Origin of the sequence: Klebsiella sp. BIGb0132, from assembly GCF_024810075.1 — a bacterium.
Classification (GTDB): Bacteria; Pseudomonadota; Gammaproteobacteria; order Enterobacterales; family Enterobacteriaceae; genus Klebsiella; species Klebsiella terrigena.
The window spans coordinates 22,922-36,546 of record NZ_JANUDW010000021.1; the positions used below are offsets into that span (position 1 = coordinate 22,922).

General features: G+C 51.7%; 11 protein-coding genes and 4 tRNA genes. 1 reads left to right on the top strand and 14 read right to left on the bottom strand.

Annotated features, from left to right (window positions below; all coding sequences use genetic code 11):
* Positions 1 to 50: 50 nt before the first annotated feature.
* From rpoB to M2416_RS26855, 12 genes are all read right to left on the bottom strand, one after another.
* The gene (gene rpoB, locus M2416_RS26800) at positions 51 to 4,079 is read right to left on the bottom strand and encodes a DNA-directed RNA polymerase subunit beta (protein ID WP_041143541.1); all 4,029 of its coding nucleotides are present in this window, start codon (positions 4,077 to 4,079) and stop codon (positions 51 to 53) included.
* Positions 4,080 to 4,399: 320 nt separating this feature from the next.
* A complete protein-coding gene (gene rplL, locus M2416_RS26805) occupies positions 4,400 to 4,765 on the bottom strand; it encodes a 50S ribosomal protein L7/L12 (RefSeq protein WP_004118416.1) in 366 nt (121 codons plus the stop codon).
* A gap of 66 nt (positions 4,766 to 4,831) precedes the next feature.
* The gene (rplJ, locus tag M2416_RS26810; protein ID WP_041143540.1) at positions 4,832 to 5,329 is read right to left on the bottom strand and encodes a 50S ribosomal protein L10; all 498 of its coding nucleotides are present in this window, start codon (positions 5,327 to 5,329) and stop codon (positions 4,832 to 4,834) included.
* A gap of 416 nt (positions 5,330 to 5,745) precedes the next feature.
* On the bottom strand, positions 5,746 to 6,450 hold the full coding sequence (gene rplA / locus M2416_RS26815) for a 50S ribosomal protein L1 (RefSeq protein WP_041143539.1): 705 nt from the start codon (positions 6,448 to 6,450) through the stop codon (positions 5,746 to 5,748).
* 3 nt (positions 6,451 to 6,453) lie between these two features.
* Complete coding sequence (gene rplK / locus M2416_RS26820) at positions 6,454 to 6,882, bottom strand: 50S ribosomal protein L11 (protein ID WP_041143538.1); 429 nt, start codon at positions 6,880 to 6,882, stop codon at positions 6,454 to 6,456.
* Positions 6,883 to 7,037: 155 nt separating this feature from the next.
* The gene (gene nusG, locus M2416_RS26825) at positions 7,038 to 7,583 is read right to left on the bottom strand and encodes a transcription termination/antitermination protein NusG (RefSeq protein WP_041143537.1); all 546 of its coding nucleotides are present in this window, start codon (positions 7,581 to 7,583) and stop codon (positions 7,038 to 7,040) included.
* Position 7,584: 1 nt separating this feature from the next.
* Entirely contained in the window at positions 7,585 to 7,968 is a 384-nt protein-coding gene (gene secE, locus M2416_RS26830) for a preprotein translocase subunit SecE (protein ID WP_041143536.1), read from the bottom strand.
* A gap of 229 nt (positions 7,969 to 8,197) precedes the next feature.
* On the bottom strand, positions 8,198 to 9,382 hold the full coding sequence (gene tuf / locus M2416_RS26835) for an elongation factor Tu (RefSeq protein ID WP_041142972.1): 1,185 nt from the start codon (positions 9,380 to 9,382) through the stop codon (positions 8,198 to 8,200).
* 116 nt (positions 9,383 to 9,498) lie between these two features.
* Positions 9,499 to 9,574, bottom strand: a tRNA-Thr gene (locus M2416_RS26840).
* 5 nt (positions 9,575 to 9,579) lie between these two features.
* Positions 9,580 to 9,654, bottom strand: a tRNA-Gly gene (locus M2416_RS26845).
* A 120-nt stretch (positions 9,655 to 9,774) separates the two neighbouring features.
* A tRNA-Tyr gene (locus tag M2416_RS26850) sits at positions 9,775 to 9,859 on the bottom strand.
* 10 nt (positions 9,860 to 9,869) lie between these two features.
* Positions 9,870 to 9,945 (bottom strand) — tRNA-Thr (locus M2416_RS26855).
* A 520-nt stretch (positions 9,946 to 10,465) separates the two neighbouring features.
* Between M2416_RS26855 and coaA the strand changes: the two genes are divergently transcribed.
* Positions 10,466 to 11,416 (top strand): type I pantothenate kinase, encoded by a 951-nt coding sequence (gene coaA / locus M2416_RS26860; RefSeq protein WP_115193801.1) that lies wholly within the window; start codon positions 10,466 to 10,468, stop codon positions 11,414 to 11,416.
* A gap of 26 nt (positions 11,417 to 11,442) precedes the next feature.
* Here the strand turns inward: coaA and birA are convergent, their stop codons facing one another.
* Together birA and murB are read right to left on the bottom strand one after the other, a co-directional pair.
* Positions 11,443 to 12,405: a bifunctional biotin--[acetyl-CoA-carboxylase] ligase/biotin operon repressor BirA gene (gene birA / locus M2416_RS26865; protein ID WP_041143533.1), complete on the bottom strand. Its 963-nt coding sequence runs from the start codon at positions 12,403 to 12,405 to the stop codon at positions 11,443 to 11,445.
* Complete coding sequence (gene murB, locus M2416_RS26870) at positions 12,402 to 13,430, bottom strand: UDP-N-acetylmuramate dehydrogenase (RefSeq protein WP_135185494.1); 1,029 nt, start codon at positions 13,428 to 13,430, stop codon at positions 12,402 to 12,404. The genes birA and murB overlap by 4 nt, the downstream gene beginning before the upstream one ends.
* Positions 13,431 to 13,625: the final 195 nt, after the last annotated feature.

The window sequence follows — 13,625 nt, forward strand, 5'->3', positions numbered from 1 at the left end:
AATCTGGCGCCGGGTATGACCCCGGCACCAGTGACCTGTTTGAGCGAGAGTTACTCGTCTTCCAGTTCGATGTTGATGCCCAGCGAGCGAATCTCTTTCAACAGTACGTTGAAGGATTCCGGCATGCCCGGTTCCATCTGATGGTTGCCGTCCACGATGTTTTTATACATCTTGGTACGACCGTTAACGTCATCAGACTTGACGGTAAGCATTTCCTGCAGGGTGTATGCCGCGCCGTAAGCTTCCAGCGCCCATACTTCCATCTCACCGAAGCGCTGACCACCGAACTGAGCCTTACCACCCAGCGGCTGCTGAGTAACCAGGCTGTAAGAACCGGTAGAACGCGCATGCATCTTGTCATCAACCAGGTGGTTCAGTTTCAGCATGTACATATAGCCGACGGTAACCTGGCGTTCGAACTGCTCGCCGGTACGACCGTCGAACAGGGTAATCTGACCGGAAGTCGGCAGGCCACCCAGCTGTAACAGTTCCTTGATTTCAGACTCTTTCGCACCGTCGAATACCGGCGTTGCGATCGGCATACCTTTTTTCAGGTTTTCAGCAAGACGCAGAACTTCATCATCGGTGAAGGTATTCAGATCGACCTTCTGGCGAACGTCTGTACCCAGATCGTACGCTTTCTGGATGAATTCGCGCAGTTTGGCGACTTCCTGCTGCTGTTTCAGCATGGCGTTGATTTTCTCGCCGATGCCTTTCGCAGCCATACCCAGGTGGGTTTCCAGAATCTGACCGATGTTCATACGAGACGGTACGCCCAGCGGGTTCAGTACGATGTCTACCGGCGTGCCGTTTTCATCGTAAGGCATATCTTCGATCGGGTTGATCTTAGAGATAACACCCTTGTTACCGTGACGGCCTGCCATTTTATCACCAGGCTGAATCTGACGTTTAACGGCCAGATACACTTTAACAATCTTCAGCACGCCAGGTGCCAGATCGTCGCCTTGGGTAATTTTACGGCGTTTCGCTTCGAGTTTTTTCTCGAACTCGTGTTTCAGTTCGTCGTACTGCTCAGCCAGCTGCTCCAGCTGATTTTGTTTCTCTTCGTCGGCCAGGCCCAGTTCCAGCCAGCGATCGCGCGGCAGCTTGTCGAGCTTCTCAGCTTCAACACCACCGGAGACCAGCACCGCGTAGATACGACCAAACAGGCCAGCTTCGAAGATCTGCAGTTCTTCAGACAGGTCTTTTTTCGCCTGCTTCAGCTGCATTTCTTCGATTTCCAGCGCACGCTTGTCTTTCTCAACGCCGTCGCGGGTAAAGACCTGAACGTCGATAACGGTACCCGATACGCCGTTCGGTACGCGCAGAGAAGAGTCTTTAACGTCAGACGCTTTCTCACCGAAGATCGCGCGCAGCAGTTTCTCTTCTGGCGTCAGCTGGGTTTCACCTTTCGGTGTGACCTTACCAACCAGAATGTCGCCGCCGGTCACTTCTGCACCGATGTAAACGATACCGGATTCGTCCAGTTTGGAGAGCGCAGCTTCACCCACGTTCGGGATATCAGCGGTGATCTCTTCCGGCCCCAGCTTGGTGTCACGGGACACGCACGCCAGTTCCTGGATGTGAATCGTGGTGAAACGATCTTCCTGAACCACGCGCTCGGAGACGAGGATGGAGTCTTCGAAGTTGTAGCCGTTCCACGGCATGAACGCTACGCGCATGTTCTGACCGAGCGCCAGTTCACCGAGGTCGGTGGACGGACCGTCTGCCAGCACGTCGCCGCGCTCAATTGGCTCACCCAGGGACACGCAAGGCATCTGGTTGATGCAGGTGTTCTGGTTAGAACGGGTGTACTTGGTCAGGTTATAGATGTCGATGCCAGCTTCGCCCGGATACATCTCATCATCGTTAACTTTGATAACGATACGGGATGCATCCACGTACTGAACGGTACCGCCACGTTTAGCGACCGCAGTAACACCGGAGTCAACGGCAACAGCACGTTCCATACCGGTACCAACCAGCGGCTTATCAGCGCGCAGAGTCGGAACCGCCTGACGTTGCATGTTCGCACCCATCAATGCACGGTTGGCGTCATCGTGTTCCAGGAACGGGATCAGGGACGCACCGACGGAAACCACCTGCTGGGTGGATACGTCCATGTAGTCAACCTGGTCACGGCTGAACAAGCTGGATTCGCCTTTACTACGGCACGTTACCAGGTCTTCTTCAAAGTGGCCTTCGTCATCCAGGTTGGAGTTCGCCTGAGCGATGACGTAGTTACCTTCTTCGATAGCAGAGAGGTAATGAATTTCGTCGGTTACAACACCGTCAGTCACTTTACGATACGGAGTCTCGAGGAAGCCGTATTCGTTAGTCTGTGCATACACGGACAGGGAGTTGATCAGACCGATGTTCGGGCCTTCAGGCGTTTCGATTGGACATACGCGACCGTAGTGGGTCGGGTGTACGTCTCGAACTTCAAAGCCTGCGCGCTCGCGGGTCAGACCGCCTGGGCCGAGTGCAGAGATACGACGTTTGTGCGTAATCTCGGACAGCGGGTTGTTCTGGTCCATAAACTGAGACAGCTGGCTGGAACCAAAGAACTCTTTCACTGCTGCAGAAATCGGCTTGGCGTTGATCATATCCTGAGGCATCAGGGTATCCAGATCGCCCAGGGACAGACGCTCTTTAACCGCACGCTCTACGCGAACCAGGCCAACGCGGAACTGGTTTTCCGCCATTTCGCCAACGGAACGGATACGACGGTTGCCGAGGTGGTCGATATCATCGACTTCGCCAATGCCGTTACGGATACCGATGAGCTTCTTCATCACCTGAATGATGTCGTCTTTGCTCAGGATACCGGAACCTTCGATTTCGTCACGCAGCAGAGAACGGTTGAACTTCATACGACCAACCGCGGACAGATCGTAGCGGTCTTCGGAGAAGAACAGGTTCTCAAACAGGTTTTCAGCCGCTTCACGAGTCGGCGGCTCACCCGGGCGCATCATGCGGTAGATTTCTACCAGCGCGCTCAGACGATCGTTGGTCGGGTCGACGCGTACAGTCTCAGACATGTACGCACCGTGATCGAGATCGTTGGTGAACAGAGTTTCGATGCGCTTATGACCGGACTGGCTCAGTTTGGCCAGCAGATCAAGGCTCAGCTCCATGTTCGCCGGGCAGATCAGTTCGCCGGTCGCTGTATCGACATAGTCTTTAGCAGCAACTTTACCCGCGATGTACTCAACCGGAACTTCGATAAGCTTAATATCGTCTTTTTCCAGCTGGCGGATATGGCGAGCGGTAATACGGCGTGCTTTTTCTACGTAGATCTTACCGTTCGCTTCGATGTCGAAGGACGCGGTTTCACCACGCAGACGCTCCGGAATCAGCTCCATCTGCAGCTTGTTGTCGCGAATTTCAAAGACCACTTTTTCGAAGAACAGGTCAAGGATCTGCTCAGTGGTGTAATTCAGCGCGCGCAGGATGATCGTTGCCGGCAGCTTACGACGACGGTCGATACGGACAAACAGGTTGTCTTTCGGATCGAATTCGAAGTCCAGCCAGGAACCGCGGTAAGGGATGATACGTGCGTTATACAGGACCTTACCGGAAGAGTGAGTCTTACCTTTGTCACTGTCAAAGAAGACGCCCGGGCTACGGTGCAGCTGAGAAACGATAACACGCTCAGTACCGTTGATAACAAAGGTACCGTTGTCGGTCATGAGCGGAATTTCGCCCATGTAGACTTCTTGTTCTTTGATGTCTTTAACGGTGCCTTCCGGCGCTTCACGCTCGTAGATCACCAGACGCAGTTTTACGCGCAGCGGTGCCGAATAGGTCACGCCACGGATCTGACATTCTTTAACATCAAATACTGGTTCGCCCAGACGGTAGCTGACGTATTGCAGCTCGGAATTACCGCTGTAGCTTTTAATCGGGAACACGGAACGGAAGGCTGCTTCCAGACCATATTGCCCTTCAGGATCTTGCTCGATAAACTTCTGGAACGAATCAAGCTGGATAGAAAGGAGATAAGGTATGTCCAGAACTTGTGGACGTTTACCAAAATCCTTACGAATACGTTTTTTCTCGGTATAGGAGTAAACCATAGGGTTCCTCAGCTCGCTGACAAGTCGACCCGTCTGCCTCAGAAAGGCAGTTTTTTATGCAACACTATTTTGTGGACCGGAAAATGGAACACTTTCCGCAATACCTGTTGCTATCACGCTTAAACCATTTCGTCGCGATTTACACAGAGCGAGCACCCTGTCGCAGTATATTAAGTCGTCGATAGAAACATGCATTGTCAGGACAACCAGCAGTCAAACAGTGTGAAATTCTACTGGCGCCTTACAGCGCAAAAAGGCTGGTGACTAAATAGTCACCAGCCATCAGCCTGATTACTCAGGCTGCAACCGGAAAGGTTGGCTTATTTGACTTCAACTTCAGCGCCAGCTTCTTCCAGAGATTTTTTCAGTGCTTCTGCGTCATCTTTGCTGATGCCTTCTTTCAGGGCAGCAGGTGCAGATTCTACCAGGTCTTTAGCTTCTTTCAGACCCAGGCCAGTTGCGCTACGTACTGCTTTGATTACAGCAACTTTGTTAGCGCCAGCAGCTTTCAGAATTACGTCGAATTCAGTTTTTTCTTCAGCAGCTTCAGCCGGGCCAGCAGCTACAGCTACAGCAGCAGCAGCGGAAACACCGAATTTTTCTTCCATTGCAGAGATCAGCTCAACAACGTCCATTACGGACATAGCGGATACTGCTTCAATGATTTGATCTTTAGTGATAGACATTTAAATTGTTCCTGAATATCAGAATAAGTTTATACGTAAGCGAGTGCTTTATAAAGAAATCTGCGATTAAGCAGCTTCTTTCGCATCGCGTACAGCAGCCAGAGTGCGAACCAGTTTGCCAGCCGAAGCTTCTTTCATGGTTGCCATCAGGCGTGCAATTGCTTCGTCGTAGGTCGGCAGAGTTGCCAGGCGGTCGATATTCGACGCCAGGATCAGCTCGCCTTCAAAGGCTGCGGCTTTAACCTCGAATTTTGCATTCGCTTTCGCGAACTCTTTGAACAGACGAGCGGCAGCGCCCGGGTGTTCCATAGAGTATGCAATCAGGGTCGGACCAACAAACGTGTCTTTCAGGCACTCGAACTGAGTACCTTCAACGACGCGGCGCAGCAGGGTGTTGCGGACAACACGCATGTAAACGCCAGCTTCACGACCTGCTTTACGCAGTTCAGTCATTTTATCTACAGTAACGCCACGGGAATCCGCAACTACTGCAGACAGCGCGCCTTTGGCTACTTCGCTGACTTCAGCAACAATCGCTTGTTTGTCTTGAAGATTTAAAGCCATTAGCTTTGCTCCTGGATGTTTGCCAGAGCTCATGCTCTGGAACTCACTTCACTCTACTCAACGAATAGAGCGTCTTAAATACGGTGAGCAGAAACAAGCCAGAGTATCCAAAAATAATCTTAGCGTTCTGTCACCGTCTACGCAGGGCATTAAGTTTCTTACGAAACACCTGCGGTCTTCGACGGAGGCCTGGATAGGCCAGGCTCCAACGAACAAATTCTTTCTACCCTTCGCTATTCAGCGCCGTGCCGGCGTTGGCTGTCTTCGCTCACACCGGTTACATAGTTCACTATGCTCCCGGAGATTCACTCAGTTGCCGCCTTGCTACAACCTGACTATCTCGGATAGCGTTCTGCACGTAGCAGAATCGTGGGGGTAGAATTGTAGACAAATCCACCGCCCACGTAAAGCTAATCTTAGTTCGCAGAAGCGCTCAGACCAGCTTGATCAACGGCAACGCCAGCACCCATGGTGGTGGAGAGGCTAACTTTCTTGATGAAAACGCCTTTCGCCTGAGTCGGTTTTGCTTTTTTCAGCGCAACCAGCAGGGATTCCAGGTTTTCTTTCAGTTTGTCAGCGTCAAAGTCCACTTTACCGATGGTGGTGTGGATGATGCCGTTTTTGTCGTTACGATAGCGAACCTGGCCTGCTTTAGCGTTCTTAACAGCTTCAGCAACGTTCGGAGTAACGGTACCCACTTTCGGGTTTGGCATCAGGCCACGTGGACCCAGAACCTGGCCCAGCTGGCCAACAACGCGCATTGCATCCGGGGAAGCAATAACAACGTCGAAGTTCATTTCGCCTTTTTTGATCTGGTCTGCCAGATCTTCCATACCTACCAGCTCGGCGCCTGCAGCTTTAGCAGCTTCAGCGTTCGGGCCCTGGGCAAATACGGCTACGCGAACGGAACGGCCAGTACCGTGCGGCAGTACTGTTGCGCCACGGACGTTCTGGTCAGATTTACGAGCGTCGATGCCGAGGTTAACAGCAACGTCTACGCTTTCGGTAAATTTAGCGGTGGCCAGCTCTTTCAGCAGAGCAATAGCTTCGTTGATGTCGTACTGTTTAGTCACATCAACTTTGTCACGGATCACGCGCATACGCTTGGTCAGTTTAGCCATTTCTTAATCCTCTACTACCAGGCCCATGGAACGTGCAGTACCTTCAATGGAGCGAGTCATCGCTTCAATGTCAGAACCAGTCATGTCGGCAGCTTTGGTCTGCGCGATTTCCTGCAGCTGAGCGCGGGAAATTTTACCTACTTTATCTTTGTTCGGCTTACCGGAACCAGACTTGATGCCTGCAGCTTTCTTCAGCAGAACAGCAGCCGGCGGGGTCTTGGTAACAAAGGTAAAGGAACGGTCAGCGTAAACGGTAATAACAACCGGAGTCGGCAGACCTTTTTCCAGGGATTCTGTTTTGGCGTTAAACGCTTTACAGAATTCCATGATGTTCACACCCTGCTGACCCAGTGCTGGACCAACCGGCGGGCTCGGGTTTGCCATACCAGCTGCAACCTGCAGCTTGACGTAGGCTTGTACTTTCTTAGCCATTTAAATTTCCTCGTTTGGGTATAACGCCTTTAGAAAGGCTCCCCGTTATCAATATCGTCTTACGGACACAGGGTCCATAAAAACAAAAGGCGCGAAATTGTATGTCAATTTCGCGCCTCATGCAACGATTAAATCGCTGCTTTTTTGATCGTCGCTTAGGCTTTTTCTACCTGAGCAAAGTCCAGCTCGACCGGAGTCGCACGGCCAAAGATCGAAACAGAAACCTTCAGGCGGGACTTCTCGTAGTCAACTTCTTCAACAACGCCGTTGAAGTCAGCAAACGGACCATCGCTGACGCGGACCATTTCGCCCGGCTCGAACAGCGTTTTAGGACGCGGCTTATCGCCAACCTGCTGAAGACGGTTCATGATCGCGTCGACTTCTTTGTCGCTGATCGGCGCAGGACGGTCAGATGTACCGCCGATAAAGCCCATCACGCGCGGTACGCTGCGCACCAGGTGCCAGCTTGCGTCGTTCATCACCATCTGGACCAGAACGTAACCCGGGAAGAATTTGCGCTCGCTCTTACGGCGCAGGCCACCACGGATTTCGACCACTTCTTCGGTCGGAACCATGACTTCGCCAAACAACTCTTCCATATTGTGTAATTTGATATGTTCACGCAACGAGGTAGCTACGCGACCTTCAAAACCGGAAAACGCCTGAACGACGTACCAGCGTTTTTTAGGAGCTTCAGACATCTCAGAACCTCAGGCCAGTGATAAAGGATACCAGGCGAACCAGAATACCATCCAGTCCCCACAGGATCAGTGACATTACCGCAGTTACCGCGGCAACAATCAGTGTGGTGTGCAACGTCTCCTGGCGAGTAGGCCAGATTACCTTGCGGACTTCGGTTCTCGCTTCACGGGCGAAAGCTACGGTCGCCTTACCTTTTGTGGTTAACAGCGCGACGCCACCGGCAGCAGCGATCAGAATCACCACGGCCAGCGCACGCACTGCCAGCATAATGTCACGATAAAGGAAGTTGCCTACGATGGCCACAATCAGCAGCACGGCAACGATCGTCCACTTCATCGCTTCCAGGCCGCGCCCGCTCCCTTGAGCTTCGGTATTCGCACTCATAAACCAACCTGTCACAAGAATTCAGACAAATAATTTTGCCCCGCGAGAGCGAGGCAACCAAACCGAAATGCTCTGCTGCGTTTCGGATTTAACGCCCTCTACAGAGCCTGTCTCAGCAATGATTATGACAAAAAAAATCACTGATGAGCCAGGTTCTGGTTCGAAAGCGTGCAAAAAGGGCATCAAATGATGCCCTTTTATTGCGCATTGCGTCAAATGTTATCAGCGATTAGCTGAGAACTTTAGCAACAACGCCCGCGCCAACGGTACGGCCGCCTTCACGGATTGCGAAACGCAGACCGTCGTCCATCGCGATCGGGTGGATCAGGGTAACAACCATTTTGATGTTGTCGCCCGGCATTACCATCTCTACGCCTTCCGGCAGTTCGATGGTGCCAGTCACGTCAGTTGTACGGAAGTAGAACTGCGGACGGTAGCCTTTGAAGAACGGAGTATGACGGCCGCCTTCATCTTTGGACAGGATGTAAACTTCAGATTCGAATTTGGTGTGCGGCTTGATAGAACCCGGCTTAGCCAGTACCTGACCACGTTCGATTTCTTCACGTTTGATACCACGCAGCAGAACGCCAACGTTCTCACCAGCACGGCCTTCGTCCAGCAGTTTGCGGAACATTTCAACGCCGGTACAGGTAGACTTAGCGGTGTCTTTGATACCAACGATTTCAACTTCTTCGCCAACTTTAACGATACCGCGCTCTACACGACCGGTAACAACGGTACCACGGCCGGAGATGGAGAATACGTCTTCGATAGGCAGCAGGAACGGCTTGTCGATAGCACGTTCTGGTTCCGGGATGTAAGAATCCAGGTAGCCAGCCAGTTCAACGATCTTAGCTTCCCACTCTGCATCGCCTTCCAGCGCTTTCAGAGCAGAACCACGGATGATCGGAGTGTCGTCGCCCGGGAAATCGTACTGAGACAGCAGTTCACGAACTTCCATCTCAACCAGTTCCAGCAGCTCTTCGTCATCAACCATGTCGCATTTGTTCAGGAACACGATGATGTACGGAACGCCTACCTGACGACCCAGCAGGATGTGCTCACGAGTCTGCGGCATCGGGCCGTCAGTCGCAGCAACAACCAGGATCGCGCCATCCATCTGAGCAGCACCGGTGATCATGTTTTTAACATAGTCGGCGTGGCCCGGGCAGTCTACGTGTGCGTAGTGGCGAGTCGGGGTGTCATATTCAACGTGGGAAGTGTTGATGGTGATACCACGAGCTTTTTCTTCCGGTGCGTTATCGATCTGGTCGAATGCGCGCGCAGAACCACCGTAGGTTTTAGCCAGAACGGTAGTGATTGCAGCAGTCAGCGTTGTTTTACCATGGTCAACGTGGCCGATAGTACCGACGTTAACGTGCGGTTTTGTACGTTCAAACTTTTCTTTAGACATCGATTGTCCCTCTAAGACACGGATAAATCGGTGATATCACCACATCAACCAGGCAACATGCCCGACTTGTTGAATGCAATAGAATAGAGAGAAACAGGGAAGGAGAGATAAAGAAGTGGTGCTGATACCCAGAGTCGAACTGGGGACCTCACCCTTACCAAGGGTGCGCTCTACCAACTGAGCCATATCAGCACGTCTGGAGCGGGCAGCGGGAATCGAACCCGCATCATCAGCTTGGAAGGCTGAGGTAATAGCCATTATACGATGCCCGCATCCTGAAACTCGGCTACCCAGTTCTTTCTATAACAAAAAAAAGAGAGTTATCTCTTTTCTTTGTTTGAGCTGATTAGCTTAACCAATCAACTCTGGCTCCGCAAAGCGTTGCCGAAAGATGGTGGTGGGGGAAGGATTCGAACCTTCGAAGTCGATGACGGCAGATTTACAGTCTGCTCCCTTTGGCCGCTCGGGAACCCCACCAGGCACTTGATGGTGCCGACTACCGGAATCGAACTGGTGACCTACTGATTACAAGTCAGTTGCTCTACCTACTGAGCTAAGTCGGCATCAAGTAGCGCGCATTTTAGGGAGACCTGCGGATTCATGCAACTAAAAAATTGCATAAATCGTTCTATCGCTCATATTTTGCTCTCAAACACCAAAAAGCGGTGTAATTTCAATCGATGAAGAACAAAAAAACACCATTCCTCTCGCAATATTTCCATTCAAAGCCCGCTGCGGATAGGTAAAGATCGCATTTTGGTGCAGCGGCATAGCTTTTGCCGCGCCTCCGGCACGATAAAGTCACTTTGCTCTCTGCTATATAGTGGATAGCTGATTGGCCTGAGCGACGCGTTGACTGCATCATCGCCGTTTACAGCCCGCCGCCGTTTGCCCCCGCATCAGCTTTGACGTCCTTTATTCACAAATTTCACTCTTGTGATGTTGGCGTGAGAAAGCATCATTCAATGCGTTTTTTTCTTATTATTCCCTGCAATCTGGTGTTACCCTCCTGCCCATTGTCCTGATTAACTTATGTGAAGCATCTGCGCCTGTCTTTAATTTGGCGATGGTAAGAAAATGCTTATGAGCAAAAAAGAGCAAACGTTAATGACACCTTATCTACAATTTAACCGCAACCAATGGGCTGCACTTCGTGATTCCGTTCCGATGACGCTAACAGAGGAAGAAATCACGCGGTTAAAAGGCATCAACGAAGATCTTTCGCTGGAAGAAGTCGCGGAAATTTATTTGCCGCTGTCGCGTTTGCTTAATTTCTATATCAGTTCCAACCTGCGTCGTCAGGCCGTGCTGGAACAGTTTCTTGGTACCAACGGTCAGCGTATTCCGTATATCATCAGCATCGCCGGTAGCGTCGCGGTAGGTAAAAGTACAACCGCGCGCGTGCTGCAGGCGCTGCTTAGCCGGTGGCCAGAGCATCGGCACGTTGAATTGATCACCACCGATGGTTTTCTGCATCCTAATGCCGTATTGAAAGAACGCGGCCTGATGAAGAAGAAGGGCTTCCCGCAGTCTTATGATATGCACCGTCTGGTCAAGTTCGTCTCCGATCTGAAATCAGGTATCGCTAACGCTAAAGCCCCCGTCTATTCACACCTGATTTATGATGTTATTCCCGATGGCGATAAGACGGTTTCCCAGCCGGACATTTTAATTCTTGAAGGATTAAATGTTTTACAAAGCGGGATGGATTATCCGCACGATCCGCATCATGTATTTGTTTCTGATTTCGTTGATTTTTCTATATATGTTGATGCGCCGGAAGAAATGCTGCGGAGCTGGTATATCAATCGTTTTCTAAAATTCCGTGAAGGCGCATTTACCGATCCTGACTCGTATTTCCATAATTATGCAAAGCTTTCGAAAGATGAAGCCGTCAATATAGCCACTTCGCTATGGAATGAGATTAACCTGCTGAATCTTAAAGAAAACATCCTACCAACTCGTGAAAGAGCGAGTCTGATAATGACCAAGAGCGCCAACCATTCGGTCGACGAGGTCCGCTTGCGGAAATAAAAAAGGGAGCCTCGGCTCCCTGTTATTTATTCGGCGCTGCGTAGCGATATTTCACCACCAACCCATGGTTTAATCACCCCATCTTGCTCAAGTAATAATGCTCCCTGAGTATCGATGCCACGGGAAATCCCGAAGATTTCTTTGTCTCCGATAATAAGCTTAACCGGGCGATTGAGGAAATTATCTAATTTTTCCCAGCGCGACAGGTAAGGAGCCAGCCCTTCCTGTTCAAACAGCTGCAGTCCCGCCCGTAGCTCTTTAATCAGGCGTGCGGCCAGCGCATTACGATCGATAGAGACTCCGGCTTCCTGCAGGCTAATCCAGCCCTGATTGACAACATCAGACTCCACGCGTCGCATCGCCAGATTGATCCCTGCACCGCTCACTATCTGCGCCGCATCGCCCGTTTTTCCCGTCAGTTCCACCAGGATGCCGGACAGCTTCCGGTCCTGAAGGTACAGATCGTTTGGCCACTTGACGCGTACCTTATCGGCGCCGAGGCTCTGAAGTACTTCAGCAATAACAATGCCAATCACCAGACTCAGGCCTACCGCTGCGGCAGGTCCCTGCTCCAGTCGCCAGTAGATGGAAAGATAGAGATTCGCACCGAAGGGTGAGAACCACTTGCGCCCGCGGCGACCGCGCCCAGCCTGTTGATATTCCGCAACGCAGGCATCGCCAGACTGAAGCTCGTTAAGCCTGTCCAATAAATACTGGTTTGTGGAATCAATCACTGACAGCACGGTGACGCGGCCCTGGTCGATCTGTCCGGCAATCAGCTCTTCATTTAATAATTGCACCGGTTCCGGAAGGCTGTAGCCTTTACCTGGGACGGTAAAGACATCAACTCCCCAGTCGCGAAGCGTCTGAATATGCTTATTGATTGCAGCCCGGCTCATTCCCAGACGTTCGCCGAGCTGCTCTCCGGAATGAAACTCGCCGTCAGCCAGAATAGATATCAGGGTCAGGGGAATGGTGTTGTCCCTCATGCAATCGCCTCCTCAGCGTTAACTTCACCGGTTGCGCCAATAAAGCGGACTTCGGGCTGCAGCCAGACGTTAAACATCTCGCCAACCCGCTGGCGGACGTAGTGAGCAAGATCGATCACATCGTCGCTGGTTGCATGGTGGTCATTGATTAATACCAGCGCCTGCTGGCGATGTACCGCCGCACCACCGATGGTTTTCCCTTTGAGCTGGCATTGATCGATAAGCCAGCCAGCGGCCAGCTTGATGCTGCCATCCGCCTGCGGATAGTGCGGCGCATTTGGGAAAGCGGCCAGCAGTTCCTGCCCTTTATCCGCGCTAATGACCGGGTTTTTAAAGAAGCTGCCGGCGTTACCATTTACCTTTGGATCGGGAAGCTTGGTCATTCGCATATGGCAAACAGCATCAAATACCTGTCGAGGCGTCACGGTATTTGGGTCAAGACGGGCCAAATCGCCATAGGTCAGCACCGGCTGCCAGACTTTAGGCAACCTGAGGCCAACGGCCACGATGGCATAGCGATCCTGGTATTCATGTTTGAAGATACTATCCCGGTAGCCAAAACGGCACTCGTTGGCCGAAAGCCGCTGTTTGTGCCCGGTTGCCAGCTCGATACAGTCGACATACAGGCAGACACGCTGGAGCTCGACGCCATAAGCACCAATATTTTGAATGGGTGAAGAGCCAGCGCAGCCGGGGATCAGGGCAAGGTTTTCCAGGCCCGGCATTTCTTTATCTAACGTAAACTGCACCAGATGGTGCCAGTTCTCCCCTGCCCCAACGTGTAGATGCCAGGCTTCAGGCGTTTCTGTGACCTCAATCCCCAGGATGCGGTTGATAATGACCGTACCAGAATAATCCTTTAGAAAGAGCACGTTGCTTCCTTCCCCGAGGATTAAGACCGGCTGTTCCTCTGCGGTGGCATCCTGCCAGGCAGACAGTAGCTGTTGTTCATTTTCGGCGCGCACAATTGCTTTGGCTGTACGATCGATGCCAAAGGTATTCCAGGGTTTAAGGGAGTGATTCATAGTGGCTTCCTGATGCAAAATCTGCACTAGTTTACCGTATATGTCAGGGGAAGGCTTGTTCGGTTTGGTCGCTGGTCGCTGGATATTCCCGGGACGCGGCGCGCAGCGCCCGATCCGGGCGGCGTCCGGCCGTTTTTCCTTAAACCGCAGACGACAAAAAAACCCCATGCTTTCGCATGAGGTTTCTTTGTTTGT